The organism is Pinirhizobacter sp. (assembly GCF_036499745.1).
GTDB lineage: Bacteria > Pseudomonadota > Gammaproteobacteria > Xanthomonadales > Rhodanobacteraceae > Pinirhizobacter.
The window spans coordinates 22,502-47,480 of the sequence record NZ_DASYDG010000026.1 but is presented as its reverse complement, the minus strand read 5'-3'; the positions used below and the strand labels follow the sequence as shown (position 1 = coordinate 47,480).

The 24,979-nt window shown below is 65.3% G+C and carries 28 protein-coding genes; 26 read left to right on the top strand and 2 right to left on the bottom strand.

Annotation, left to right across the window (positions count from 1 at the left end; translation table 11 throughout):
* The first annotated feature begins 51 nt into the window (after positions 1-51).
* From VGM61_RS08885 to VGM61_RS08805, 17 genes are all read left to right on the top strand, one after another.
* Positions 52-357, top strand: a complete 306-nt coding sequence (locus tag VGM61_RS08885) for a putative holin (RefSeq protein ID WP_331522414.1) — start codon at positions 52-54, stop codon at positions 355-357.
* Positions 354-1,046: a transglycosylase SLT domain-containing protein gene (locus VGM61_RS08880; protein WP_331522413.1), complete on the top strand. Its 693-nt coding sequence runs from the start codon at positions 354-356 to the stop codon at positions 1,044-1,046. The genes VGM61_RS08885 and VGM61_RS08880 overlap by 4 nt, the downstream gene beginning before the upstream one ends.
* Positions 1,043-1,495, top strand: a complete 453-nt coding sequence (locus tag VGM61_RS08875) for a hypothetical protein (protein WP_331522412.1) — start codon at positions 1,043-1,045, stop codon at positions 1,493-1,495. The genes VGM61_RS08880 and VGM61_RS08875 overlap by 4 nt, the downstream gene beginning before the upstream one ends.
* Positions 1,389-1,712, top strand: a complete 324-nt coding sequence (locus VGM61_RS08870; RefSeq protein ID WP_331522411.1) for a hypothetical protein — start codon at positions 1,389-1,391, stop codon at positions 1,710-1,712. The genes VGM61_RS08875 and VGM61_RS08870 overlap by 107 nt, the downstream gene beginning before the upstream one ends.
* Before the next feature lies 1 nt (position 1,713).
* On the top strand, positions 1,714-2,118 hold the full coding sequence (locus VGM61_RS08865) for a hypothetical protein (RefSeq protein ID WP_331522410.1): 405 nt from the start codon (positions 1,714-1,716) through the stop codon (positions 2,116-2,118).
* Entirely contained in the window at positions 2,118-2,414 is a 297-nt protein-coding gene (locus VGM61_RS08860; protein ID WP_331522409.1) for a hypothetical protein, read from the top strand. The genes VGM61_RS08865 and VGM61_RS08860 overlap by 1 nt, the downstream gene beginning before the upstream one ends.
* A 1-nt stretch (position 2,415) precedes the next feature.
* Positions 2,416-3,000, top strand: a complete 585-nt coding sequence (locus VGM61_RS08855) for a DUF3486 family protein (RefSeq protein WP_331522408.1) — start codon at positions 2,416-2,418, stop codon at positions 2,998-3,000.
* Positions 2,997-4,646 carry a hypothetical protein gene (locus VGM61_RS08850; RefSeq protein WP_331522407.1) on the top strand — a complete coding sequence of 550 codons (1,650 nt, stop codon included), beginning with the start codon at positions 2,997-2,999 and terminating at the stop codon, positions 4,644-4,646. Before VGM61_RS08855 ends, VGM61_RS08850 begins: the two co-directional genes overlap by 4 nt.
* A 136-nt stretch (positions 4,647-4,782) precedes the next feature.
* Positions 4,783-6,168: a hypothetical protein gene (locus VGM61_RS08845; RefSeq protein ID WP_331522406.1), complete on the top strand. Its 1,386-nt coding sequence runs from the start codon at positions 4,783-4,785 to the stop codon at positions 6,166-6,168.
* Between the two features lie 3 nt (positions 6,169-6,171).
* Positions 6,172-7,038: a hypothetical protein gene (locus VGM61_RS08840; RefSeq protein WP_331522405.1), complete on the top strand. Its 867-nt coding sequence runs from the start codon at positions 6,172-6,174 to the stop codon at positions 7,036-7,038.
* A gap of 85 nt (positions 7,039-7,123) precedes the next feature.
* A complete protein-coding gene (locus VGM61_RS08835; protein WP_331522404.1) occupies positions 7,124-7,447 on the top strand; it encodes a hypothetical protein in 324 nt (107 codons plus the stop codon).
* Positions 7,444-10,038 carry a hypothetical protein gene (locus VGM61_RS08830; protein ID WP_331522403.1) on the top strand — a complete coding sequence of 865 codons (2,595 nt, stop codon included), beginning with the start codon at positions 7,444-7,446 and terminating at the stop codon, positions 10,036-10,038. The genes VGM61_RS08835 and VGM61_RS08830 overlap by 4 nt, the downstream gene beginning before the upstream one ends.
* Positions 10,039-10,099: 61 nt before the next feature.
* Complete coding sequence (locus VGM61_RS08825; RefSeq protein ID WP_331522402.1) at positions 10,100-10,783, top strand: hypothetical protein; 684 nt, start codon at positions 10,100-10,102, stop codon at positions 10,781-10,783.
* Positions 10,783-11,295, top strand: coding sequence for a hypothetical protein (locus VGM61_RS08820; protein ID WP_331522401.1), 513 nt, complete (start codon positions 10,783-10,785; stop codon positions 11,293-11,295). The genes VGM61_RS08825 and VGM61_RS08820 overlap by 1 nt, the downstream gene beginning before the upstream one ends.
* Positions 11,292-11,753 carry a hypothetical protein gene (locus tag VGM61_RS08815; protein WP_331522400.1) on the top strand — a complete coding sequence of 154 codons (462 nt, stop codon included), beginning with the start codon at positions 11,292-11,294 and terminating at the stop codon, positions 11,751-11,753. Before VGM61_RS08820 ends, VGM61_RS08815 begins: the two co-directional genes overlap by 4 nt.
* A 16-nt stretch (positions 11,754-11,769) precedes the next feature.
* Positions 11,770-11,964 (top strand): DUF7210 family protein, encoded by a 195-nt coding sequence (locus VGM61_RS08810; RefSeq protein ID WP_331522399.1) that lies wholly within the window; start codon positions 11,770-11,772, stop codon positions 11,962-11,964.
* A 4-nt stretch (positions 11,965-11,968) separates the two neighbouring features.
* On the top strand, positions 11,969-12,724 hold the full coding sequence (locus VGM61_RS08805) for a hypothetical protein (RefSeq protein ID WP_331522398.1): 756 nt from the start codon (positions 11,969-11,971) through the stop codon (positions 12,722-12,724).
* 92 nt (positions 12,725-12,816) lie between these two features.
* Here VGM61_RS08805 and VGM61_RS08800 read toward each other — a convergent pair whose 3' ends face one another.
* Positions 12,817-13,134 carry a hypothetical protein gene (locus VGM61_RS08800; protein WP_331522397.1) on the bottom strand — a complete coding sequence of 106 codons (318 nt, stop codon included), beginning with the start codon at positions 13,132-13,134 and terminating at the stop codon, positions 12,817-12,819.
* Positions 13,135-13,166: 32 nt separating this feature from the next.
* On the opposite strand from VGM61_RS08800, the gene VGM61_RS08795 reads away from it, so the two are divergent.
* Positions 13,167-13,682, top strand: a complete 516-nt coding sequence (locus VGM61_RS08795; RefSeq protein ID WP_331522396.1) for a DUF6631 family protein — start codon at positions 13,167-13,169, stop codon at positions 13,680-13,682.
* Between the two features lie 180 nt (positions 13,683-13,862).
* On the opposite strand, the gene VGM61_RS08790 is transcribed toward VGM61_RS08795, so the two are convergent.
* Positions 13,863-14,126, bottom strand: coding sequence for a hypothetical protein (locus VGM61_RS08790; protein ID WP_331522395.1), 264 nt, complete (start codon positions 14,124-14,126; stop codon positions 13,863-13,865).
* Positions 14,127-14,167: 41 nt separating this feature from the next.
* On the opposite strand from VGM61_RS08790, the gene VGM61_RS08785 reads away from it, so the two are divergent.
* From VGM61_RS08785 to VGM61_RS08750, 8 genes are read left to right on the top strand one after another with little or no spacing between them, the layout of a single operon-like run.
* Positions 14,168-17,506: a phage tail length tape measure family protein gene (locus VGM61_RS08785; protein ID WP_331522394.1), complete on the top strand. Its 3,339-nt coding sequence runs from the start codon at positions 14,168-14,170 to the stop codon at positions 17,504-17,506.
* Positions 17,506-18,705, top strand: coding sequence for a hypothetical protein (locus VGM61_RS08780; protein ID WP_331522392.1), 1,200 nt, complete (start codon positions 17,506-17,508; stop codon positions 18,703-18,705). The genes VGM61_RS08785 and VGM61_RS08780 overlap by 1 nt, the downstream gene beginning before the upstream one ends.
* Positions 18,695-19,513, top strand: a complete 819-nt coding sequence (locus VGM61_RS08775) for a phage BR0599 family protein (protein WP_331522391.1) — start codon at positions 18,695-18,697, stop codon at positions 19,511-19,513. The genes VGM61_RS08780 and VGM61_RS08775 overlap by 11 nt, the downstream gene beginning before the upstream one ends.
* A 4-nt stretch (positions 19,514-19,517) precedes the next feature.
* Positions 19,518-19,733 (top strand): hypothetical protein, encoded by a 216-nt coding sequence (locus VGM61_RS08770; protein WP_331522390.1) that lies wholly within the window; start codon positions 19,518-19,520, stop codon positions 19,731-19,733.
* Entirely contained in the window at positions 19,730-19,954 is a 225-nt protein-coding gene (locus VGM61_RS08765; protein ID WP_331522389.1) for a hypothetical protein, read from the top strand. The genes VGM61_RS08770 and VGM61_RS08765 overlap by 4 nt, the downstream gene beginning before the upstream one ends.
* Positions 19,941-22,610 carry a hypothetical protein gene (locus VGM61_RS08760; protein WP_331522388.1) on the top strand — a complete coding sequence of 890 codons (2,670 nt, stop codon included), beginning with the start codon at positions 19,941-19,943 and terminating at the stop codon, positions 22,608-22,610. Before VGM61_RS08765 ends, VGM61_RS08760 begins: the two co-directional genes overlap by 14 nt.
* Positions 22,607-23,029 carry a hypothetical protein gene (locus VGM61_RS08755; RefSeq protein WP_331522387.1) on the top strand — a complete coding sequence of 141 codons (423 nt, stop codon included), beginning with the start codon at positions 22,607-22,609 and terminating at the stop codon, positions 23,027-23,029. Before VGM61_RS08760 ends, VGM61_RS08755 begins: the two co-directional genes overlap by 4 nt.
* A complete protein-coding gene (locus VGM61_RS08750) occupies positions 23,026-24,756 on the top strand; it encodes a hypothetical protein (protein ID WP_331522386.1) in 1,731 nt (576 codons plus the stop codon). The genes VGM61_RS08755 and VGM61_RS08750 overlap by 4 nt, the downstream gene beginning before the upstream one ends.
* Positions 24,757-24,979 lie beyond the last annotated feature (223 nt).

Here is a 24,979-nt window from a genome sequence, read left to right as displayed (position 1 = left end):
CTAGCAAGCGCTAAAAGACCCCAGGGGGTGTCCACCGGCACCTTGTGCCACATGGACCTCCCTCGCATCTTCCGCATTTCTCCCCGTGTGCGCGATCTGTTCCGCGCCACGCCCCTCCTGTTGCTGGGCGCGATCACCTTTGCGGTGGTCCTGGTGCTCAACCCGGCGAAGGTCGGCCTGCTCATCTGGGGCGCCTCGCGCATCGGCCTGTACGCCTATCTCGGCTACTGGGTCGACCGGATCATCTTCCCGTACGCACGACCGCATGAGCTGCAGGGCATTGCCCAGGGCACCGCGTGGAAGCGCCGGGCACTTATCGTGGCCGCGGCTCTCCTGGCGGGAGCGCTGCTACCTTGACCATCTTGCTGCTCATCGCCGTGGCGCTGTGCATTCGCTGGGTTGCTGTACGGCGATCGCCAGCGGTCTGGTTCATGGCCTGCGCGTCCGTTTTCCTGCTCGGCGTGTCCATCTGCCCTGCAGCTGATATGCCGGCATCGGTGCGCATCCCTTCTGACTCGGTGCGCTACCGGATGCAACTGGAACGCGCTGCCGGCGAACGCTTCGGGATCGATGCGCCGGTGGCAAGGCTGGCCGGTCAGCTGCACCAGGAGTCCGGTTGGAACCCGTCGGCGCGCAGCGCCTACGCCCAGGGCCTTGCCCAATTCACCCCACCGACGGCAGCGTGGATTCCCGAGATCTGTCCGGACCTGGGCGACCCCGATCCCTGGGATTCCGCGTGGTCGCTCCGCGCCATCGCGTGCTACGACCATTGGCTCCACGAACGCGCCACCGGCGCGACGGAATGCGACCGCTGGGCGATGACGCTCAGCGCCTACAACGGCGGCGAAGGCGCACGCGACCGCGAACGCCGCAAGGCCTATGAAGCTCGCGATGACCCGCTTCGATGGTTCGGCCAGGTCGAGCGGTACCAGTCGCGTGGAGCCGCCGCCTGGCGCGAGAACCGAACCTACGTACGCCGGATCTTGCTCACGCTGGAACCGGCGTATGCGTCGGCCGGCTGGCCCGGCAAGGTGGCATGCACATGAAGCTGGCGATCGTCGCCTACGGACTGCTTGGATTGGCCGCCCTCTTTGGCCTTGGTGAATGGCATGGCCATCACCGCGGCTATACCGATGGCGTCTCTGCCACGAAGAAGGACGCCGACAAGAAGGTCGACGATGCGCACGTAGAGAGGGACCGCTACCGGGACGAGCGCGACGTGGTCAACAGCACGCTTAACCAGGTCAAGGCATCGCTACAGGCACAGCGCTCCCAGCTCGACGCAATACGCAACATGGCAAACGCAGCACTCGATGCGCGCGACGCCCTGCAGCACGACCTCGACGTAACGACCCAGAAGCTCAAAGCTGCACTGACGAAAGCCGCCCATGAAGACCCGCAATGCGCTGACCTGGCTCGCCTGCCTGTTTGTCCTACCGTCGCTGACAGGCTGTGGGGAAACCCGGCACGAGATCAAGGCGCCCCAGATCATTGAGGTCCCGGTACCGGCCTACCAGCCGCTCGATGCGCGGCTGACCGATCTGATCCCGGAACCACCGCCGCCGGCCGTGCACTGCTTGTTGGCAGGCGCACCGGCCGTATGCGTACTCGACGGGTTGGCGACCATCGAAGAATGGCGCGGCGCCTTGCGCAAGGCGAATGCCGACCGGGCCACCGCAGCCAAGGTAACGAAGCAACCAGGGGAACCTTGAGATGTTTGCATGGAACGATCTGCAGCCTATCGCCGCGATGGTCTCCGCGGTGTGCTCGATCGTGGCCGCGACCGTGGCCGTAACGGTTTACCGAAAGTCGCAGGCCTCCGACCTCAGCACCAAGATTGCCCAGGGCGATCGCGTCATCCGCAAGCACACCGATCGCGCCATCGGCGAAGTGAAAAACCAGCTTGTCTCAGCGAACCATCGCCTCGCCGAGATGGAGGACGGTGTGGCCAGAATCGAGGAATCGCAGAAACACTTTCTCGTCGGCAAGGACCTTGGCCCGCTCCACGAGAAGATCAACGGCGTGTCGAATCAGGTCGCTGCCACCGCCGCCACATCCAATGCGCTCAAAGAGCAGCTGGGTGTAATCCACGAACTCCTGCTCAGAGGAAACCGCTGATGGGCCTTACCGAAGAACAGACGGCCTTCCGCCGCGGGCGCATCCTGCGGATCCTCGCCGAGAGCAACAACCAGGGCACCGGTGCGCCGATGATTCGTACCCTCGTGCGCAGCTGGGGCTACAAGGCCGACACGGACACGGTGGCGATCGACCTGGCCTGGCTCAGCCGTCATGGCTTCGCCACGGTGCGACCGATCGGCGAGGGCGAGTTCGACATAGCCAAGATCACGCAGGCGGGCCGCGACATCGTCAGCGGCGACCTGGATGTGCCTGGCGTTAAGCTGCTGGAGGATTGACGTGGGCCGGCGCTCCACCATCGACCAGCTGCCCCGCGAACTCGCGGACCTGTGCCATCGCCTGATTCGCGAAGGCCGCACGATCTACGAGATCACTGACGCGCTCAACCAGCTCGACGCCGAAGTCAGCAAGTCGGCCGTTGGCCGCTACGTCAAGGGCGCCCGTGAGCAGATGGACCACTACCGCGAAGCGCAGATGGTCGCGGGCCAGTGGGTGAGCCAGCTCAATGAGAACCCGGGCGGCGACGTCAGCGCGTTGCTGGCCGAGATGCTCAAGACCGTCGCCTTCCGCACCATCGCCGATATCGGCAGCGCGGACGGTCCGCTGGAGAAGGATGGGAAGCCGAAAGCCCCCAAGCCGATGGACATCATGCTGCTGGCCAAGGCCATCCGCGACATGGAGGCATCGACCAAGGCCAGCATCGAGCGCCGCGAGCAGATCGAGCGCAAGGCCCTCGAACGCCAGGCCAAGGCAGCCGAGAAGGTGGCAACGAAACAGGGCATGTCGCCGGAAGCATGGGCGCAGATCCGTGCCGAGTTCCTTGGCGTCAAGCCGGACGAAGCCGCGGCCGGTACCGGCGCATGACGCCGGAGGAACGCGAAGAGGCACTGAACCTGGTCGACGAGATCCAGGCCGAGCGTGCCGGCAAGCAGCTCGCGGGCCTGCCGGCCGCCGATATCCCGAAGATCCTCCTGCCGTACCAGATCCGCTGGCACCAGGACGATTCGCGCGTGCGCTTCTGCAGCAAGGGCCGACGGATCGGCTTCACCTTCGGTGCCTGGGCCGCGGAGGCCGCACTCGAAGCCGCCCTTTCCCAGGGCGGTATGGACCAGTTCTACATGGGCTACAACCAGGGCATGGCTGCCGAGTTCATCGGTGACTGCGCGACGTTTGCCCGTTGGTACGGTGCCGCCTGCAGCGCCATCGACGTCGCCTACGAGAAGGCCGTCATCGAGAACGAGAGACGCGACATTGTCCGGTACAAGATCCAGATGGCCAGCGGCCACAAGATCGAGGCGCTGTCAGCCATGCCGTACAACTGGCGTGGTCGCCAGGGCCATGCGCGCATCGACGAGGCGGGCCATCACCAGCATCTTGGCCCTGTCATCGACGGTGCAATGGCGTACCTGATCTGGGGTGGCCGTGTGTCGATCGGCGGCACGCACAACGGCGAAGACAACTACTTCAACGACCTGCTGAAGGATATCAAGGCGAAGAAACTGCCCTGGTCCCTCCACGAGGTCGCTTTCAGCCAGGCAGTCAAAGAGGGCCTGTATCGCCGCATCGCCCTGGTGACGAAGAAGGTGTGGTCGCCCGAAGCCGAGACCGCATTCGTCGACGAGGTGCGGTCGGCATACCGCACCGTAGAGGCTGCCGACGAGGAACTGGAGTGCATCCCCGCACGCGGAACCGGTGTGTACTTCAGCCGCATGCTCCTGGAGAAGTGTGGTGTCGATGGCCTGGTCGTGCTGCGGTATACGAAGAAGCCGGAGTTCGTCCTCGATCCCGATCGCCTGCGCATCACGCAGGACTGGATCGACGAAGTGCTCAAGCCAGCAGTCGACTCGCTGCCGCAGGACCGGCGCACCGTGCTCGGCCAGGACTTCGCCCGCGATGGTGACCTTTCGCCCATCGTGATCGGTCAGCCGGTTCCTGGAACGACGCACTGGCGGACACCGCTGCGCATCGAGCTGCGCAAGATCCCGTTTGACTGCCAGAAGCTGATCGTGGCCTGGCTGCTGCTCAATCTGCCGCTGTTCCACCACGGCAAGTTCGACGCGCGTGGCAATGGCCAGAGCCACGCCGAGGCCGCCATGCAGCTGGTTGGTCCGCAGCGCGTCGAATGCGTGCAGATGACAGGCGGTTGGTACGACACCTGGTTCCCGCGTTACCACCAGGCCTTCGAAGACGGCGACATCGAAACCTTCGGGGACGAGGACTGGATCGCCGATCACCGCAGCGTGGTGTTGGTCAAGGGTTCACCGCGCATGAGCGATGCGCGCACCAAGGGCATGGACGGTGGCTTCCGCCACGGCGATACCGCGGTGAGCGGCGTGCTCATGTGGGCCGCTGCGCGCGACGAAGTGCAGCCGGCCGCCGGCGAGTCGGTGGCAGCGACAGCAGGAACGTACCGGGCCACCGGCTTCGGCCGTGGTGGCGTGTCATCCATGTTTGGAAAGCGGGCCGACTCAGTTGGCCCTCAGAGCCGCTCCGGGCCCCCTGGGCGCTAGAAGGTTACGAAGGAGACCCCCGATGGGCGTTGCGAAAATTCAGGAAAACTCTCAGCCGGGTTTGATGGACCGTGTGCGGGCGTGGTGGACGGGAAATCCGTCCTCGGACCCCGAAAAGGTTCCGGAAACCGATCGCATGGTCGAGTCGGCCGGTGCGACCGTCGACAAGGATGACGACCAGTGGAAGCGTCTGACCGGCAATGGCCAACGCGATCTCTCGCCACTCACCCAGGAGCGCATGCAGCGCCTGGCCCACTACCAGTGGGAGACGAACCTGCTGGCGAACCGGTTGATCGAGCTGCCGGTCGCTTATCTGCTCTCCGGCGGCGTGCGCCTGACGATCAAGGACGATGCTGATTCCCAGGACGCTCTCGATGCGCACTGGGACGACGGCATCAACGCCTGGGACATGAAGCTGCCCAAGCGGGTGCGCGAGCTCGCACTCTTCGGTGAGCAGTGCTACCCCGTCTTCCGCAACGAGGTGAACGGTTTCGTCCGCCTGGGTTACCTCGACCCCGCGCTGATCGAAACCATCGTGACCGACCCGGAGAATCGCGAGCAGCCGATCGGCATCGTCACCAAGCGCGGCCGGGGCGGCGTGGCTAAGCGCTATCGCATCATCATCAATGTGCCCGAGTCGGCCTTCGCGACGCGCACGCAAGAGATCCGCGAGAGCTTCACCGATGGCGACTGCTTCTATTACCGGGTGAACGACCTCAGCAGCGCCACGCGCGGCCGCAGCGACCTTCTGGCCCAGATTGACTGGCTGGATGCCTACGACCAGTACCTGTTCGGCGAACTCGATCGGGCATCGTTCCTGCGCGCCTTCATGTGGGACGTCACCCTCACCGGTGCTTCGCCGGACGAGGTCATCGAGCGATCAAAGAAGATCACCGCACCGTCGCCCGGCAGCGTGCGCGTGCACAATGAATCCGAATCGTGGAAGGCTGAGTCGCCCGAGCTCCAGGCAAACGATGCCGCGGAAGGCGCGCGACTGTTCCGCAACCACATCCTGGGCGGTGCGACGCAGCCCGAGCATTGGTACGGCGGCGGTGGTGACGTCAATCGCAGCACCGGTGAAAGCATGGCCGAGCCAACCGAAAAGGTCCTGGCCATGCGCCAGCGGCTGATCGGCTACATGCTCACCGATATCGGACGGTACGTCGTGCGCAGCTCGTGGCAGGCCCTCGATCGCGAACTCACGCCGGCCGAGCTGAAGACCCTGGGCTCGGTGGTCGCCGCGTGGCCCGAGATCACCTCCAAGGACATCACCAAGTACGCCGCCGCGATCGTCCAGGTCGCCACCGCGGCCGCCACGCTGATCGACGAAGGGCTCATTACCCGCGAAACAGCGTTGCGCCTGGTGCAAGCCCTCGCCAATCGCCTGGGCGTGGAGATCGACGTGGAGAAAGAGCTGGACGCGGCGCAGAAGGAAGTCGGGGATCACGGTGGTCCGGATCTGTCGGGCCTCCCATTGCGCAAACGGCCGGCGCCGCCGTTGCCCAAGGACGAGGCGGCCTGACGCATGGATCCGGAGGAAAGCGCGCGACGCTTTGCCGAGGCCGCGGAGCTCGAAAGCGCCTTGCTGCCGCGGATCCAGAAAGACACGCTCGCCGAGCTGGTCAAGCAGCTGGAGATCGCCGAGCGCGCGATCCTCGATGCCCTGCAGAGCAGCACGAGCGTGTCGGCGCAGCTTCGGCTACGCCAGATGCGCGACGAGGTAGAGCAGGCCCTGGAGGACTTCCGCCAGGCGGCCGCGAGCTCGACGACCGCCGGCGCGCAGCAAGCATGGGATGCCGGCATCCGGTCGATCGTGGCGCCCTTCGACGCCGCGGGCGTCAGCATCCTCGGTCCGCAGATCGACGCCGGCGCGTTGATGGCCACCCAGCGGTTCCTGACCAATCGCATCGGCGATATCAGCCTTCGCGCGCTCAACCAGCTCAACGGCGCCCTGGTGCAGAACATCATCGGTAGCTCGCCGCTGTCGGACACGATCACCCTGGTGCAACGGATCCTCGGTGGCGCGCCCCGGGCACGTGCCATGACCGTCGCCTACACCGAGATCGGCCGTGCGCACTCGATCTCGCAGAACGAGTCACTGCAGCAGGCCGGCCATGTCGTGCCGAACGTGCACAAGCGCTGGCTGAAAAGCGGCAAGCTGCACCCGCGTGCAGCCCACGTGCATGCACATAACCAGATTCGGCGTTACGATGAGGCCTATGTGGTCGGCGGTGAGAACCTGATGTTTCCCCGCGACCCCGATGGCAGCGCCGAGAACACGATCAATTGCGGGTGCTTCTCCATCCCGGTGGTCGACGGTTCCAGCTTCGGCGCAAGCACCATCCGCATCGGTCCCAACGGGGGCGTGCGCAAGGTCGTCCTCCCTCGCTAGTCGTTACTAGCACGCGCTAAAAGACCGCCGCGCACCGATCCACGACATTGTCTCCACGCTGCGCTAATGCGAGCAGGAGACGACTGTGCCCCCGAAGCCGAAGAAGCCGAATTCCACCGCCCCCAAAGCTGCCACCAAGTCGGCTCCCGCTGACCAGGCCGCTGCCGACCAGGCCGCTGCCGACCAGGCTGCCGCCGACCAGGCTGCCGCCAACCAGGCTGCCGCCGACCAGGCCGCTGCCGACCAGGCTGCTGCCGACCAGGCTGCTGCTGACCAGGCCGCTGCCGACCAGGCTGCTGCCGACAAGGCTTCTCCGAAGAAGATCCAGGTGCTGTCCGAAGCCAAGCGCGACGGCGCGACCGTGCGCGTCCTGACTGACGGCGTCCGCGTCTGGAAGGAAGCCAAGTGAAGCGCTCGCGGCTTTCCACCAGCATCGCGACGCTGCTTGCCGCGGGCCTCGTGCCGGCACGCGGCATCATCGGCCAAGCTGCACTGCGTGAAGCGGCAGCCACGGAGTTCGGCCAGATCCGCGACCTCCTGCAGGCGTCGCTGCGCAAGAACTACGGCCTGTCCGAGAACGACTGGGTCTGCGTCGAGGCGATCTATCCCGATCGCGTGGTCGTCGAACGCGATGGCAAGAACTACGAGTTCACCTATGCCATCGACGACGCCAACAATGTCACGCTCGGTGCCGCGGTTGAGGTGGTCATCACCACCACGGCCGTGACCGACACGACCGTGCGCGAGGCCGCGGCCACCGACGCCGATGCACGCCGCCGACTGGTGTACGCGGCGGTCCGCCAGGTCGACCCGAATATCTGGGATTTCATCGCCGTCTACCCCGACAGCGTGGTGGTCGGCAACGGTGATGGTCGCCAGTACTCCTATCCGTACACGATCGACGATAACAACCAGGTCACCGTGGGCACCCCCAACGAAGTGGTCTCCCAGCATGTGCCTGCCTCCAGCGCGAAGCCGCTGCGTGAGGGCGCACCTAACAACCCGACGGCAGTGGGTGCGGCGGGCGGTGGCAACAAGACCAACAAGGCCACCGCCCTGCACGGCGACGTGTTCATCGAGGCGATCGATGCCGGCGCCGGCGACAAACCCACCCGTTACCTGGTCCGGGTTATCCGGGCCGGTACGTCACTCAACAACGTGACCTACCCGCGCGACGTGCTGCGCGAAGCCGCGCCACTGTTCGATGGCGTGCGCGTGTTCGTCAAGAGCGACGCCGAGCACATCAAGGGTGGCGGCAAGGATTTCCGCCAGCTGGTGGGCAAGCTCAGCGATCCCAAGTTCATCGAGGCAGGCGTGGGCGAGATCCAGGCCACGCTCGATGTGCTGGAGAGCAGCGACATCGCCGCCAAGCTTCGCGAGGCGGTGGCACGTGACATGACCGATCTGTTTGGCCTGTCGATTGACGCCAGCGGCAAGAGCAAGAAAACCGGCAAGTTCCGCGAAGCCATCAACCTCACGAAGGTCGATAGCGTGGATCTGATTATCGAGCCCGGCGCCGGCGGGCAATTCATTCGGTTCGCCGAAGCCCACCAGGAGAGCGACACCATGCTGCGCGAGCAGATGATTTCTAAGATCCGTGCCCGCGATGCGAAGCGGGCTGACGCCCTGGCCAATGCCAGCGATGACGATGTGTTGACTGCCTACCGCGAGGCGGTGATCGATGCCTCCGGTACCGGTATCACCGAGGACCAGTTCGAAGCGCGTATGCGCATGATCGAGGCCCGCGCCTCGGCGCGCGTGATCATCTCCGAAAGTCGACTGCCGACCGTCGCCCAGGAGCGCCTGACGGCGCGCTTCGCCGAAGCCGCAAGCTTCACGGAAGATGACGTCCGCACCGCGGTTGATGCCGAGCGGACCTACCTCGGCCGTTTCGCCGAGGGCGCGCAGGTGCGTGGCCTGGGCGTCAGCATCGAGATGGGCGAAGGGCGCGCCGAGAAAGTCAACAAGATGCTCGACGATTTCTTCGACACGACCAAGCGCTCGATGTCGTTCCGCGAGTGCTACAAGGACATCACCGGCGACCAGTTCGTTACGGGCCTCTGGCACGACGTCGACCAGTCCCGCCTGCGCGAAGCCGCCGGCGATACGTATCGCGAAGCGATCAGCTCGGCGACCTTCAGCAACATCCTGGGCGATTCCATCACCCGGGCGATGATCCGTGAATACGGAGCGCTGGAGGCCTACCAGGACTGGCGCTGGTTGTGCGACATCGTGCCGGTCAGCGACTTCCGTACCCAGGAGCGCACGCGCCTTGGCGGCTACGGCAACCTTCCGGGGGTGGCCGAGAACGGCGCCTACAATGCGCTCGCCTCGCCGGGCGATGAGAAGGCGACCTACGCCGTCACCAAGCGCGGTGGCATCGAGACGATCTCGCTGGAGACGATTGCCAACGATGACGTCGGCCTGATCCGCCGCCTGCCCAAGTCCCTGGCCACCGCGGCGGGTCGCACGTTGTACGAGTTCGTCTACGAGTTCCTGAACTCGAACGCGGTGATCTACGACACGCTGGCGCTCTTCGTGGCCGGCCATAACAACCTGGGCACCGCCGCTCTGGACGCGACCGCGTTCGCCGCCGCTCGCTTGCGCATGAAGCGCCAGGGTGAGCTGTCGAGCAACAAGCGCCTGGGCATCACGCTGCGCCACCTGGTCATCCCGTCCGACCTCGAAGAGACCGCCTTCAATCTCTTCCAGCGCGGGACCAACAACGACCAGACGTTCGTGCAAAGCCGCGTGCCGACCATCCACGTGGTCGATCACTGGACCGATGCGAACAACTGGTATGCCGCGGCTGACAACAGCGTGGTGCCGCTGATCGAGATGGGCTTCTACGGCGGCAACGAGGATCCGGAGCTCTTCGTCCAGGATCTGCCGACGCAGGGTTCGCTCTTCAGCAACGACCAGATCAAGTACAAGATTCGGCACATCTACAGCGGTGCCGTCCGCGACTACCGCGGCTTCGACGGCTCGATCGTCGCCTAACCTGCCGCGCCCCGAGCGTGCAACCCGGCCAAGGATGGCCCCCTTCTTTCGAATCCCGCCCATGACGCTTGCCGACTACCAGACGCTGGTCGCTGACCTGGTTCGCGATCGCGACGCCGTGATCACGGATGCGCAGCGCGACGCCGCGATCGACGCCGCGTTTGCCCGGTATTCGGCTGTCTTGCCGCGCAACGTTGTGGTGGATCTCACGTCGACCGGCGGCCAGCGCATCGAGCTACCCGCCGGCTTCACGATGGAGTCCATCGTGACGGCCGTCGAATTTCCCGTAGGCGAGATTCCCCCGGTCGAGCTGGAGCTTGCCGACGTGCGCGTGTACGCCGCGCCGACGCAGCGCTTCCTTGACCTTCCCGCGATCACCTTGACGGGTGACGTCCTGCGCATCACCTATACCGCGGTGCACCTGGTCGACGGCGCGGACGACACCGTTCCGCCGGCGCATCGCCAGGCCGTGGCCAGCCTTGCCGCCAGCAACCTTTGCGGGCAGCTGGCCAGCTACTACTCCAGCGAGCTGGAGAGCACGATCTCGGCGGACGCCGTGAACTACAAGGACAAGGCGCAGCGGTTCCGGCAGCGCGCCAAGGACCTGGAAGCCGATTTCACCGAGGTCGTTGGCGACGCGCCCAGCGATCGGAACAAGGCCGCCAGCGCAACGGTCGCGCTTGAACGGCGTAATGCCCTCGGTGGCCACCGCCTGTTCCATCCCACCCGCAGCTGGCCACGCTGATGGATATCACCATCGATACCAGCCAGCTGACGGCGCTCGTCGACCTGTGGAACCAGTCGCCCGAGATCGCGGGTCAGGAGATGTTCCGCGCGGCTACCGAGATCGATCTGCTCATCCAGGGCGAACTGATGCAGGTGATGCCGCGCGGTGCAGGCGGCTTGCATGGCGCAGGCCTGACTGGCGCCGTATTCCACCAGGAGCAGCTGCTCACCGACGGCGTCACCGGCATGGTGGCCACCTCCCAGCCGTATGCCGAATACGTCGAGGTCGGCACCAAGCCACATGCACCACCGATCCAGCCCCTCAAGGATTGGGTCGAGGCCAAGCTGGGCATCCGTGGCGAAGAGGCGATGGGTGTGGCGTTCGCGATCAGCCGAACGATCGCCAAGCGCGGTACGCGCGCGCAGCCGGTATGGCAGCAGACCTATCAGCGTCTTATCCCGACGATCCAGGCGAAGCTGGACGAGGGCCTAGCGCGTATCCAGGCACGGCTCGTGGGAGGTGCCGCATGAGCGCCCTCCGCGATGCCATCGTCGCAAAGATCAGCTCGGTGCCCGAGGTGGGCGTCGTGCATGCCTACGAGCGTTACGCCACCGCGATGGACAAGCTCAAGGCGCTATACGTCGTGCCGGGCTCCGGCGTCCTCCGCGGCTGGTTTATCCGGCGCCTGGCCCTCTCTGAGACCAGCGCCAACAGCCGCGCCAGGATTGTCGAGACCACCTGGCGCCTCCAGGGCGTCATGGCGCTCAACGACGCGGATGGGAGCGAGCTGGTCTTCGATGACCTGATCGAGCAGCTCCGCACCGCGTTCCGAACCGATCCCACGCTGGGCGGCCTGTTGAAGGCCGCCACGCCCGAGGGCGAGCCCGCGGGCTTGCAGCTGCTCGACACCGGCGCGGTGATGTTCGCCGGCGTCCTTTGCCACGGTGCGCGCCTGGCGCTGCGTACCCGCCAACTCATCACCGCCTGACACCACGGAGCGATCCATGAACCCCGCCGACAACGCGAACGAGAAGAAAGTGAAGGTCAAGCTGCTGAAGGATGGCCATTCCCACGCTGGCAAGCCGTGCGCCAAGGGCGACACGATCAGCGTGACCGAGGCCGATGCCAAGTGGCTGGCCAATCCGAAACGGGGCCTCATTGCCCCCACGAAGGCCGGCGCCGCCGGCGGCGAGGCCTGATCCCATGTCCAAGAACACCGAGTACTTTTCGATGCAGGGCAAAGTTGCCCTGGGCATCCGCAACACGGACGGCTCCCGCCAGCCGGCAAAGTGGGTCTATGACGCGAGCACCCTGGAGTGGGGTTTCAGCGTCGACAAGGACGAGAAGAACGAGAACTACAGCGGCAGCCGCGGCTTGGCCGCGGTGCTGCAGACGAAAAAGTCCATGACCGTGAAGCTGACCCTTGGCCAGCTCAACGACACCAACGCCGCGCAGGCTGTCGCCGGCACGACGGTGCAGATCGCTGCCGGGTCAGCCACGGCCGAGCCGCTTGGCATCCTGACGATCGGCGACATGGTCGCGCTGGATTTCGCCAAGGTCTCGGACCTCGAAATCACGGTCGGCGCCGCCACGCTCGTCGAAGACACCGACTACACGCTCAATGCCAACACCGGCGTCCTCACGGTACTGACGACCCAGGCGACGGCTGCCAGCGCCGCCTACTCGTACGCCGCCCACTCGCTGATCACCGTCTTCAGCAACAACAGCCCGGACATGTACGTCTTGTTCGACGGCGAGAACACTGTCGACGGTGCCACGGGCCTGTGCATGGGTGAGGTCTACCGCATCACGTTCGATCCGGCCTCGGCACTCGCGCTGATCAATTCCACGTTCGGCGAAATGGAGCTCAACGGCTCCGCTCGTGTCGATCCGGTGCGCCTGGCCAACAGCCAGTACGGCGGCTATGCGCGTCTGAAGTTGATCGATCCGGAAGCCTGACGTGGGCGGCACTCATGTCAAGGTCTTGGGCATCGAGGACTTCGCTGAAGTCTTCGATGCCTCCGCCGGCGAAAGGGCTGTGCTCGATGCCCTCAGCCATCGTCCTGCATTAGCTGCTGCAGGAGGCCCGTCCAAAACCCCGATCGCCGCGCCTTCTCCGCCTCGGCCTCGGCGAAATCCGATCCGCTGGCTTGTGCGAGCAGCGTGCCGGGCAGGTACTGCGATGACATGGCTTTCCATTCGTCGAACACGTCAGTCAGGTTCGGATGGGATTGCAGTAAAGCGCCGATGAGCATGGTGTCCACGTCCGCCCGGGCATGTACCAGTAGAAGGCCGCGCTGCAGCGTAACGAGCATCTCAAACGCCTTGGCGAGTTTCTCTTCGCCTGGCCCGAACTGAAACTGCTCCATCGCTTCATCTCCCAGTGATTCAGGAACCCATCATGGCACGCAAGGTCACTCCCCCCGCCACCAAGCAAAAGGCCAAGCCGGCACCGGCCGTGGCGCCGCCCGACGACGGCGCCAATGACGCCGCGATCCTGCATCCGGACCTGACGTTCACCCTGGGCGGGCGCGAGCTCACGGTGCGGGAATACAGCTTTGTCGCCGGCCTGCGCGTCCGCGCGAAGGCGAAGTACCTGGTCCAGGACCTTCACCAGCAGATCGTGACCGGCGAAGCGCTCACGGAAGACGTCATCAACGTGCTGGCAGTGCATAGCGACCTCGTGCGCGAGCTCGTGATCGAAGCCACGGTCGGCGCCGACGGAGATTGGTACGACTCGCTGGACGAGCCCACCGGCACGCAGCTGCTGCTCACCTGGTGGAGTGTCTGCGGCCCTTTTTTTATTCGGCAGATCGCCAGCCGGATCGGCCAGGCGATGAAGCTCAAGGAACAGCTCGTTGGGCTGACGTCTTCGATGTCCTCGCGCGCGCCGGCCACGGACCGGCCGACGAGCTAGGGCATCGCTACACGCTCCGCCAGCTGGAACTGCTTTACAACGCGGCGAAGCGCCACGAGGCCCGCCAACAGGCGGACCTCACAGAGGCCACGATGATGGGTTTGGCGGGGTCGCAGTCTGACAAGGGCAACCGGAACACCCGTCAGTTCATCAAGGATCTGCGAAAGGGCTGAGTACGTCTCAGCCGTGGCGCCACCACCGCTGGAACGACGCCAGCACATAGATGGCCAAACCGGCGGCCATCACGTAAAGGCCGGGTTCCAGCAACAGCACAAACGCCACTACTCCCACTAAAAAGACCACGGCGCCCATGATCTTCAGCTGCTTGATGTCCTTACTCGTTTGCTCGATCACGGTGGCAGCAACCGGGCGGCCGCAGTGCGGGCACGCCGGCGCGGCGTCGGATACGTTCTCGCCGCAGTCGCGGCATGCGATCAGTGCCATGTCCAATCTCCCCTCCTGTTGGGCGAAGGAAGTCTAACCCGATGGGAGCCAACGACCGCAACGTCGCCATTGCCCTTCAGATCAAGACCGATCTGAACAAGGCCCGGGCGGATCTCGATGCCCTCGACCAGGCCGTGTCCGATATCGGCGCAACCGCCGAAACGACCGGCACCGCGCTCGATGACCTGGAGCAGGCCGTCGACACCCTCGGCGAGACCGGCCGATCGACCGGTGCTGCCGTCGACGAGCTGGGCCAGGCGGTGGACGATCTCGGTGACACGGGTAGGTCGACGGGCGCTGCCGTCGAGGGCCTTGAGCAGGCCGTCGACGGTTTGGGAGAGACCGGTCGCTCCGCCGGCGCAGGCATCGAGGACGCTGACCAGGCCGTGGATGGGCTGGGTGAGAGCGGGCGCGCGACCAGCGCTGTCGTCGATGGTCTCGACAGCGCGGTCGATGGTCTGGGCACCAGCGGTCGATCGACGGGCGCCGCCGTCGATAACCTTGGCACCCACGTCACTGGGCTGGGCACCAGCGGCCGTGCCACCACCGCTGCCATCCGCGATCAAACGGCGGAGTTGTCGAAGCTCTTGGGTGAAATCGACCCGACCATCGCCGCACTGGAGCGTTTGGACCAGCAGGAAGCACAGCTGCAGAAATACCGCGCAGCCGGCCTCCTGGATGACGAAGGATTTGCTCGGTTCCAGGGCCAGGTTACCCAGAGCCGTGCGGCTCTCGGCAACCTCGGACAGACGGCCGGACAGACGCGCCAAGCGATGCGTCAGTTGCCGATGCAGATCACCGACATCGTCACCGGTCTGGCCACTGGCCAGCCCGTGCTCTCGGTGGCACTGCAACAAGGTGGCCAGTTGCGTGACAGCTTCGGCGGCTTCGGCGGCGTCCTGAAGGGATTTGCCAGCCTGATCAGCCCGACCGTCGTTGGCATCGGTGCGCTGGTCGCCGTCGTCGGCCTGCTCGTCGCCGGCACGGTAGAGGGCTTCGAGGAACAGCAGCGATTCAACAACGCACTCAACGAGACCGGCGGCTATGCGGGGAAGACCGGGGGGCAGCTTTCGCAGCTTGCGGTGACCATTGGTGCGACGACAGGATCGTTCGGTGATTCGGCAACAGCCGTCGCCCTGTTGGCGGAATCGGGTCGTGTGACAGGCGATGCACTCGATACTGCGGCGCGCGGTGCCGTCGCGTTCTCCCAGGTCACGGGCAAGAGCATCGACGATGCCGTGGCCAAGTTCGTCGACCTGTCGAAGAATCCCGTCACGGCGATCAAGGCACTCGACGACCAGTATCACTTCCTGGAAGCCAGCATCTACGCGCAGATCCAGGCGCTCCAGGCCCAAGGTCAGGAGACGCAGGCCGAGGCGCTCGCGCAGCGTACGGTCGCGGATGCATTCGAAGAGCGGCGTGTGCGCGACGTCCAGAACCTCGGTCTGATTCAGACGGCCTGGCGGTCGCTAAAGGCTGAGGTTTCGGGTGTATGGGAAGAGATCAAGCAGGGTGGCGCGCTGATCGCCAGCCTGGGCTCGCAGGTCACCCAGCAGCAGCTGGATAACCTCTATTTCCTGCGCGGGTACTACCAGTCGATCGGCTTCGGCCTGGGCGACAAATACGTCGCCGGCGTCGACCAGCAGATCGCCGCGCTCAAGCAACAGCAGTCGGCGGAAGAGGATGCGGCCAAGGCACAGGCCCAGCACCAGCAGGTTCAGTCCGAAGGCACCGCAGCCCTCGACCGCATCGCGGCGTCGACCAACAAATACGCAAGCGCCGCGGACAACTACAAGAAAGAGCTCGACGACATCAACAAGAACTTCGACGCCGCGATCAAGGCGATGCCGGAGAAGGCCGACGAGCTCAATGCCCAGCGCGGCACGCAGCTACGCGCGGCCGTCAGCAACTACTCCGACAAGCTCCTGCAGCAGTCGAAATCGGGCGAGGCTGCCAAGCGCGCCGCCGAGCGCGAGGCCGAAGCCCAGGCCAAGGCGGCCGCCACCGCAAATGAGGGCCTCCTGCAGTCCTTGTCGCAGATGCAGGGCGAACTCGATCCGACAGCCGCCGCGTGGGTCCGCTACAACGACGCCGTCACGAAGGCGAATGCGCAGGCCGACCAGGCGAAGAAGGCGCCGGGCGCCAACGTCACAGCCATCAATGCCGAGCGCGACGCTGTTGTAGCTCTCGCCGGGACGATCCGCGATGCCGCGATCGACAAGCTGGCCGACAAGGGCCGTCAGGCGTGGGAGACCCTGCGCGAGTCACTGCGCACGCCAACCGAGGTGAAGGTCGAGACGGCGCTGGACCAGATTAAACAGCTCAACGCGTTCTTGGCCAACGGCACGATCAACGCCCAGCAGTACCACGACGCCCTGCAGCGAGTGGGCCAGAACAGCGTCGTGGACGCGCCGAAATACCAGGGCGTGGATGCGGCCGTGGGTGGCGCCGCTGGCGAGCTGGGCAAGAACATCAAGGCGTCTCAGGATCTCGAAACCTGGCACACGCAGCAGCTCGCCGCCAACGAGGCGTTCCGCCAGCAGGACACGGCCAACGAAGAGGTCTACCAGGCACGCAAGGCCGAGATCGCGCAGCAGTATGCAACCCAGACGGCGGCGATCACTCAGGCGCAGCAGGCACTCGCCCTGGGCGCGGCGAGCGAGGGTTTCGCCAATCTCGCAGGCATCGCCAAGTCCGCCTATGGCGAGCAGAGCGCGCAGTACCGTGCGCTTTTCGCCCTGAGCAAGGCCTTTGCGATCGCACAGGCTGCGATCTCGCTGGGCGTCAATGTGGCAAAGGCGAGCGAGACTGGCTTCCCATACAACATCGGCTTCATCGCCGGCGCCATCGCCCAGGGCGTGCAGATCGCCAGCATCATCGCCGGCGCGACGTTCTCCGGTGGGAGCACGGGCGGTAGTTCGGGATCCGGCTCCGGTTCCGGCTCGAGCAGCGCAGGGTTTGCAGAGGGCGGCTATACCGGCTCGGGCGGCAAGTACCAGCCCGCCGGCATCGTGCACGCCGGCGAAGGTGTCCTCAATCAGCAGGAGATTGGCGCCCTTGGCGGACCGGGCGGGTTCTACGCACTGCGTAACGCCATCCGCACCGGCGCCCTGCAGATGCCCGGATACGCCGATGGTGGCCTTGTCAGCCCGATGCGCGACGCACCCCGCCTCGCCAGCCCCGGCACGACTAAGGCACGCCTGCCCGATGGTACGGAGGGCAGCTCTGCTCCCCGGGTGGACAACAACTTCACGTTCCTCACCGCATTCGATCTGAACGACCTGGCGCAGAAGATCCTCAGCGCACCCGCGGCCGAGCAGCTGGTCGTCAACCACGTGGTGGCCAACGGCTCCCAGGTGAAGTCGGGGATCGGCGCCTGATGGTCGGCTTCGTACTCGGCGACGTCGTGCCCTGGACGGTCCCGCCGGATTGGAGCAACCCCGTACGCGAGACGCTCACCTGGCTCACCGATTACATGAGCGCCCGCAACGGCGCCCGTCAGAAGCGGCAGCTGCGTCTCGCCCCGCGTCGATCGTTCCAGTTCCAGGTGCTCGCGATCGACGCAGAGCACCGCCTCATCGACGCGTTGCGCTTCGATCAGGGCGCACGGGTCTGGGCGCTGCCGATCTGGCCGGACGGCCAGTTCCAGGCCAGCGACGTGGCCCCGGGCAGCAACGAGATTGAGTGCGCCACCGCGGGCCGCGACTTTGCCGTCGGCGGCAGCGCGCTGTTGTGGACCGCCATCAATGAGTGGGAGGTCGTCTCGGTGGCCACCGTGGAGGACGGCGGGCTGACGTTGAACACGCCGACGCTCGGGACGTGGGGCGCCGGCTCGCGGCTGTACCCGCTGCGCAACGCACGCGTGCCCGCCTCGATCGCCGCGAACTATCGGACCGATGCCGCCACCTCGATGCAGGTAACCATGCAGGTCGACGAGCCATGCGATTGGACGGGCGTGGCACCGACCGCCGTCTATCGCGGGTTCCCAGTGCTTGAGTTGCGCCATGACGAAACCGAGGATCCCACCACGAAGTTCGATCGCTCCATCCAGCAGGTGGACGGCGACACGGGTGTGATCGCCTATCTGGATCTGCCGAATCGCTCGTTTCGTCAGCAGAGCCACAGCTGGAAGCTCCACGGCCTGGCCGAACATGGCGCCTTCCGCGACCTCGTGTATTGGTTGCGTGGTCGCATGGGCACGCTGTGGGTGCCAAGCTTTGCGGCCGACCTGTTGCTGACCAATGACGCTTCAGCAGCTGACAACGTCATCCACGTGGAGTGGGCCGGCTACACCGTCTTCGGACGGCAGCAGAGCAACCGTCGTGATGTCCGTATCGAGCTGCTAACTGGCACGGTCCTCTATCGCCGTATCACCGCTAGCGCCGAGGCAGGTGCGACGGAGACGCTGACGCTGGACACCGCCCTCGGGGTCGCCTTGCCGCGGCGCCTGGTTCGCGCTATCAGCTTCCTGACCCTCGCCGAGCAGGCCACCGATACCGTCACCATCGATCACATCACCGGCATCGAGGGCGTGGCGACCGCCACCACCAGCTGGGCGGGTATTCGCCATGACGTCTGAAGCGCGCGAAGCCAGCGCCGATCAGGGCCAGCCGATCAAGCTGTTCACGTTCACTCGCGGGACGAAGACGTGGCGCTATACCGATGCCGATCGACTCTTGTTCGTTGGTGGCAACGCTTACGCGCCGGCGCCGATCACGCACACCGCCATCCAGGACGGGGGCGAGCAGAACAAGATCAGCATCACGCTGAAGCTACCGAAGACGTTGCAGGTCGCGAATAACTGGCGCCCGTATCCGCCCTCGGACAACATCGCCATCACGATCATGACCCAGCACTACGGCGAGGACGATTTCCTCGTCGACTGGATCGGCAGGATCATCCAGCCGAAGTTCGACGACACCACGCTCTCGTTGACCAGCGAGCCGACGGCGACGACGGCGAAACGGGGCAACGGCGGCCGCACCTGGCAACGCGATTGCGACCTGATGCTGTATTCGGTGGGACTCGGCCTGTGCAACGTCGATCGCGCCGCTCATGCGGTGCCGGCCGTTCTGACGGTGGCGGGCGGATTGACACTGACGGCCGCAGCTTTCGGGTCGCTGCCTTCCGGGCGTCTGGCTGGTGGCGATATCGAGTGGGTTAGGCCGGACGGCCTCATCGATCACCGAAGCATCGACAGTCACAACGGCGACACCATCGTCGTGGACTACGGCAGCGCCGATTTTGAAGACGGCCTCAACCTGACGGCCTTCCCCGGCTGTGGTCAGACCTGGGACGACTGCGTGTACTACGAGAACAAGGACAATTACGGCGGGGAGCTCGACATCCCGGGCCGCAACTACTTCGACGGCAACCCGATCGGATGAGCATATGTGGGTACTAATCGCCGTCGTCATCGTCTCCCTCATCGTCGCTGTGGCGCTGCAGCCATCGGCGCCCAGGCAGCCGGGCGCGCAGAAGGGCACGGTGCCAGACGTGACGGATGGCAAGCGCGTTCGCCGGGTGTACGGAACGCTGTGGATCGATGATCCGATGCAGCTGGCAATGAAAGAAATGGGCGAAACGCCGATCAAGAAAAAGCCATGAAGATCACTCTCGAACACCTCGCCGGCGTGCGCGGCTTCAGTGTTACGCCGGGCCTGTGCCGCGGTGGCGCCCGGCTGTGGTTCGCCCGTCATCAGCTCGACTGGAACGCGTTCCGGCACGATGGCATCGATGCATCGTTGCTGGAAGCGATCGGCGACCCGTTCGCGATGGCTGTGATCGGTTACGCCAAGGAAATGGAGGCCGAGCGTGGGCGGAGCTAAAAAACAGACAGTCGGCTACTGGTACAACTGGGCCATGCTCTTCGGCTGGTGCAAGGGGCCGATCGACGCGTTCCTGGAGTTTCGTGCGGGTGGCCTGACCGCCTGGACAGGGCGGCTCACTGCGAGCGGCCGGCTCCACATCAACAAGCCGGATCTGTGGGGTGGCGAAGACACCTCAGGCCAGGGCGGCCTCGTCGGGGACCTCGACGTCATGTTCGGCGAGGCGACTCAGGTACCGAATGACTACATGTTGCAGACCTTCGGTGAGCGACAGAGTGCGCGGCGCGGCAAGCTGAGCACGTGCTGGCGAGGGGGGAAGTTCGGCGCCTTTGTCTCCAATCCGAAGGCTGTCAGCGCGAAGGTCGAGCGGATCCTGGCGGATTGGCAGGATGGTGTCGTGTGGTATCCGGAGAAGGCCGTCATCGAGCTCACTGATGGCTCCCCGTTGCCCGCCGATGCGGAGGGTTGGGAATACCAGACGCTCGCCGACGAAGCGGATCCGGGCAACACGAACCTGGTGCCGCCGGCGAGCGGCTGGCAGCCTGGCCAGGCGCCCTTCGCCGGTGGAACGCTTGCTGGCGACGGCAACACCGACTGGCCCATTCACACGGTCTTGTGGGCGCGCCGCACCGTCACGGTACCCAGCGGTGCCACCGGCACACGCCTTCGCGTACAGGCCGAGAACGGATGCGTCGTGTTCATCGACGGGGCGGTCGTCGGTGCGGTGAACCAGCCGAACGCCGACCTACCGAACAACCAGAACAACACGTTCTACTTCGATTTCGTAGGCGGCCGGACGTATCAGGTGAGCGTCAAGGCGTTCGACGAAAAGGTTGCTGGCGGCGGCACTTTCCTATCAGCAGGAATCGTCACGCTGCGCGCGATGAACCCGGCGCACATGATTTACGACAGCATCACCCATGCCGATATGCAGGGCGAGCCGGCCGGAATCATCAACGACGCCAGCTTTCGCGCGACCGCGGACAAGCTGTGGAACGAACAGTTCGGCCTGTGCACCGACTACGACAGCGATTCGGAGACGCCCCAGCAATTCCAGCAACGTCTGTGCAACGTCATCGGCGCGAGCCTGAGCCAGAGCCGGGTCGATGGGCTCTATTACCTCGACCTGATCCGTGGGGACTACGACCTCGACAGCCTGCCGATCATCGGCGAAGACGACGTCATTACCTTCTCGCAGGATCCCAGTGTCATCACCGAGACGGGAAACCGCCTGAGCGTGGAGTGGCTCGATCCGCAGGCAAAGGAAACCCGGACGACGGCGCCTATGTTCGCGATGGGCAACGTGCGAAGCGCAGGCCGGGTCATCCCCGCCGACACCAAGCAGTACCACGAGATCCCGGTCGAGAGCCTGGCGTTGCGCTGCTGCGCACGTGACCTCAAGGCAGTGGCTGTACCGTTCAATCGCCTTACGTTGGGAACGAAGGCCACAATGCGGGGCCTGCGTCCCGGGCAAAACGCGCGGGTGCAGCTGCCCAGCGAGGGCATCGGCGACATGGTCGTCGTGGTCGGCAGCGTGCAGCACGGGACGGCGACGGACGGCCAGATGAAGCTGGTGCTGGCCGAGAACATCTACGGTATGCCCGATACGACGTATATCAGCGGTCAGCCGGGTTCCTGGACGCCGCCGGACAACACGCCACTGCCTTCGCCTTTGCAGCTCGCCATCGAGGCGCCGTATGTGGAGCTGGTGGCCAGCCTTTCTGACGCCGAGCTGGCGGCAGTCACGCCGGACGCTGGGTACCTGCTGACCATCGCCGGCCGTGCCCCTAACGGGCCGAATTACTTGATCGCGAGCGCTGCCGGCGGCGAAGACTACGTGACCTCCGACATCGCGGACTGGTGTCCTACGGCGGAAGTCGTCCCCTTGGCTGGCCCGTTGGACGAAGCCTTCGCCATCAGCGCCGGCGTCGACCTCGACAGGGTGGCGCTGGGATCGTGGGCACAGTGGGATGACGAGATCGTCCGCGTCGACGCGATCGACGTCGGGGCGAACACGCTGACGCTCGGAAGGGGCTGCGCCGACACGACGCCGCGACCGCATGCGGCGGGCTCCCGCGTCTTCTTCGCGGGCGAGTGGGGCGGTACCGACTCGCGCGCCTACGTTGGCGGCGATGCCGTCCGCGCGAAGCTGCTGACGCGTACACGCACGGGCACCCTCGCGCTCGATGACGCGCCTGAGTTGGATGTCGTTATGGCTGACCGTGCGTATCGGCCTTATGCGCCGGGTCGCCTGCAGATCAATGGCCTGGCGTATCCGGCCAGCCTGGTGGGCGAGCTGACAACGACGTGGTCGCACCGCGATCGCATCCTGCAGGCCGATCAGCTGATCGACACGACGGCTGCCGACGTGGGGCCGGAAGCCGGCACGACGTATACCGTCCGCTACTACCAGCCTCCCGGCGCCCTGGTGGCCACCGAGGCCGGTGTCGCCGGGACGAGCGCCGCACCCTACACCTTCCCTGGCGACGGCACCGCGGCGGTTGCCGTCAGCGCCGTGCGCGACGGCATCGAGAGCTGGCAGGCCCTGGCCGCCGTGTTCGCCTACACCGTCAGCCCTTCCGCCCTCCGTATCACCGAGGGCGGGGATATCCGCATCACCGAATCGGGCGATGCCCGTGCCCTGGAAAGCCCATGAGCAATCAGAAACTCAGCGACCTTCGCACTGCCCATCCCGCCGCTCCGCTCGACGGAAGTGAGCTGATTGAGTTCACCCAGGCAGGCCAGAGCGTGGCCGGTGTCGTCGGCGACCTCGTTGGGGCTCCCCTCGGCATCAACAGCCAGTTGGGTACCGCCTACACGCTCGTCCGTGCCGATGCCGGCGCTGATGTGGTGTGCAATAACGCCGCCGCGATCACGCTGACCATCCCAGCCGATGCGGACGTGGCGTTTCCGATCGGCACCGTCGTCCACTACTCGCAGGCCGGCACGGGCGTCGTGACTGCCGTGGGCGCCGCCGGTGTCACGGTGCGGGCCGCCAATGGCGCGTCGACGACGGCTCGCTACGACCAGCGCGACCTGGTAAAGAAGGCCGCCAACGTGTGGTGGGTCCTGTGACAGTGCTGCTGGCCAGGGCGACCGCCCGGCACCGTCTGGCGCCCGTGTACCTCGATAGCCTGGCCACGGCCCCAAGGGCAGTGCTGTCGCTGAAGAAGCTGGTCAGCACGGCGGCCAAGGCGATCCGGGTGCGGCGCCTCAGCGATAACGCCGAGCAGGACATCGGCTTCTCCCGGAATGAGCTCGATGTGGGCGCGCTGCTGGACTTTGTGGGCACGAGCTCTGGCTATGTCACGACGATCTACGATCAGACCGCCAATGCCCAGAACGCTGTGCAGGCGACCGCGGCCAACCAGCCGCGCATCGTCAATGCCGGCGCCTATGACCGGGCCATTGTGTTCGACGGCGCCACGAGCTTCATGAAGATCACCGCCCTGGCCAATGGCACGCCCTACCTGGGCCTGTACGCCCGTGTGAAGCAGTCGAACAGCGCAACCAGCAAGGTGGTCGTCGAGGCCTCGGCGAACTTCAATGCGGCTGCCCAGGCGTTCCTGTTCTTCACCGGGGTGACCTCAGGCACAGCCGTCTGGTCGGCCAACGCCAGCAACGCGGCCGGCCAGCAGCGGGCAAACCAGTACAACCTCTTTGGCGTGGACAAGGTGGCGCTGATCACCAGTCTGTGGAACCGGTCCGTGGTCGGTGCCGGCGAGATCACCATGTTCATGGATGGCCAGGCCCAGCCGGTAAATGCGGCCCCGTCGACGGTAGAGCAGACCGGCAACTTTGCCGCCTTCGATACGTACATTGGCGCCCGGGGTGGCACCAGCCTGTTCGCCGACATGACGCTCGACACGCTGGTCTTCTATGCCGCCGATACGGCATCGCTGCGGCCGTCGATCGAAGCTGTCGTGGGCTTTGGGGACTACACCTGGTCGGGCCGGATGAACGCACCCACCACGATCACGAAGCTGGGCGGGACGTACTTCATGGTGGATTGCTGGCATGCCCGAGTGATGTTCACGGACGACCTGTACAAGCCGGTCGCGACCTGGAAGACGCTCGATAACGCCCTTCGCGGTCCCCACTCGATCGCCACCGATGGGTACCTCTACGTGGTCGAGAACACCGAGGCAGGCGGTATTCGGACCTACAAGTCCGACGGCGCGGGCGGTTTTACAGCGGTCGCCACGATCAACGGCCTCGGCAGCCGAACCCACCGCGTCCACTACGATGCCGCCAGCGCCTCGTTCTACGTGCTCGGTGGCACGTCACAGAACATCTGCCGCTTTACCCGGTCCGGGGACGTCCTGACCCTGCAGAGCAACGTCGCGCTGCCGTTCCTGGGCGGACAGTACAGCCGCGGGTTTCGGATCTACGACGGGAAGATGTACTTCGTGTCGGAGCCTGGGAAGCTCTTCGAAGTGGCCTTCGACGGCGTCAGCACCTACACGCTGCTGAACACGTGGACGCTTCCGGCGGCGTTCTCGTCGCCCAACGACGTGTTCAGGGACAGCGCTGGCCGCTGGTACCTGACCGGGACCAACCAGGCCATGATCCGGTTCGCCTCGCTGGCGGACCTCGCTGCCGGCGTCTACGTGGACATGATGGCCACGTTCAAGCTGGCCGGCACGCCGTACTATCTGGTGGAGTTCGACGGCGCCCTGTGGATCCCCGAGATCATCCAGCGGAACGGTCTGACTCGGGTCGTGGACGACGTCCCCGAGCTCATTCACAACTTCGGCCCTGAGAACGCCAACGATCTGGCCAGGCACACCGCGGCGGTCTGAGGACATTCGTCGCGGCGTGGACTTTCACAGCGCGGCATTTAGTTTCGCCTCACGAAACTCTGGACGTGGCCTTTTATCAAGCCAGTTGGCCGCGATTTATCAAGGCGCGCGTTACCGAGGGCGGCGATTCTCTGGGGAGTTTACGACACTGTGAAGTCGGGGCGCCTCTGGCGCAGGGACCCCGCGTGCTGACAGACTGCGTCCTCATCCACGACGAGATCGT

Bases quoted from the DNA above. Each gene is read 5' to 3' on its own strand.
- VGM61_RS08815 (WP_331522400.1), top strand. From the start codon at position 11,292: ATGAGCGCCCTCCGCGATGCCATCGTCGCAAAGATCAGCTCGGTGCCC.
- VGM61_RS08755 (WP_331522387.1), top strand. From the start codon at position 22,607: ATGAGCAATCAGAAACTCAGCGACCTTCGCACTGCCCATCCCGCCGCT.
- VGM61_RS08850 (WP_331522407.1), top strand. From the start codon at position 2,997: ATGACGCCGGAGGAACGCGAAGAGGCACTGAACCTGGTCGACGAGATC.
- VGM61_RS08785 (WP_331522394.1), top strand. From the start codon at position 14,168: ATGGGAGCCAACGACCGCAACGTCGCCATTGCCCTTCAGATCAAGACC.
- VGM61_RS08820 (WP_331522401.1), top strand. From the start codon at position 10,783: ATGGATATCACCATCGATACCAGCCAGCTGACGGCGCTCGTCGACCTG.
- VGM61_RS08845 (WP_331522406.1), top strand. From the start codon at position 4,783: ATGGTCGAGTCGGCCGGTGCGACCGTCGACAAGGATGACGACCAGTGG.
- VGM61_RS08795 (WP_331522396.1), top strand. From the start codon at position 13,167: ATGGCACGCAAGGTCACTCCCCCCGCCACCAAGCAAAAGGCCAAGCCG.
- VGM61_RS08870 (WP_331522411.1), top strand. From the start codon at position 1,389: ATGAAGACCCGCAATGCGCTGACCTGGCTCGCCTGCCTGTTTGTCCTA.
- VGM61_RS08775 (WP_331522391.1), top strand. From the start codon at position 18,695: ATGACGTCTGAAGCGCGCGAAGCCAGCGCCGATCAGGGCCAGCCGATC.
- VGM61_RS08885 (WP_331522414.1), top strand. From the start codon at position 52: ATGGACCTCCCTCGCATCTTCCGCATTTCTCCCCGTGTGCGCGATCTG.
- VGM61_RS08800 (WP_331522397.1), bottom strand. From the start codon at position 13,134: ATGGAGCAGTTTCAGTTCGGGCCAGGCGAAGAGAAACTCGCCAAGGCG.
- VGM61_RS08805 (WP_331522398.1), top strand. From the start codon at position 11,969: ATGTCCAAGAACACCGAGTACTTTTCGATGCAGGGCAAAGTTGCCCTG.
- VGM61_RS08825 (WP_331522402.1), top strand. From the start codon at position 10,100: ATGACGCTTGCCGACTACCAGACGCTGGTCGCTGACCTGGTTCGCGAT.
- VGM61_RS08765 (WP_331522389.1), top strand. From the start codon at position 19,730: ATGAAGATCACTCTCGAACACCTCGCCGGCGTGCGCGGCTTCAGTGTT.
- VGM61_RS08840 (WP_331522405.1), top strand. From the start codon at position 6,172: ATGGATCCGGAGGAAAGCGCGCGACGCTTTGCCGAGGCCGCGGAGCTC.
- VGM61_RS08810 (WP_331522399.1), top strand. From the start codon at position 11,770: ATGAACCCCGCCGACAACGCGAACGAGAAGAAAGTGAAGGTCAAGCTG.
- VGM61_RS08770 (WP_331522390.1), top strand. From the start codon at position 19,518: ATGTGGGTACTAATCGCCGTCGTCATCGTCTCCCTCATCGTCGCTGTG.
- VGM61_RS08790 (WP_331522395.1), bottom strand. From the start codon at position 14,126: ATGGCACTGATCGCATGCCGCGACTGCGGCGAGAACGTATCCGACGCC.
- VGM61_RS08875 (WP_331522412.1), top strand. From the start codon at position 1,043: ATGAAGCTGGCGATCGTCGCCTACGGACTGCTTGGATTGGCCGCCCTC.
- VGM61_RS08860 (WP_331522409.1), top strand. From the start codon at position 2,118: ATGGGCCTTACCGAAGAACAGACGGCCTTCCGCCGCGGGCGCATCCTG.
- VGM61_RS08865 (WP_331522410.1), top strand. From the start codon at position 1,714: ATGTTTGCATGGAACGATCTGCAGCCTATCGCCGCGATGGTCTCCGCG.
- VGM61_RS08780 (WP_331522392.1), top strand. From the start codon at position 17,506: ATGGTCGGCTTCGTACTCGGCGACGTCGTGCCCTGGACGGTCCCGCCG.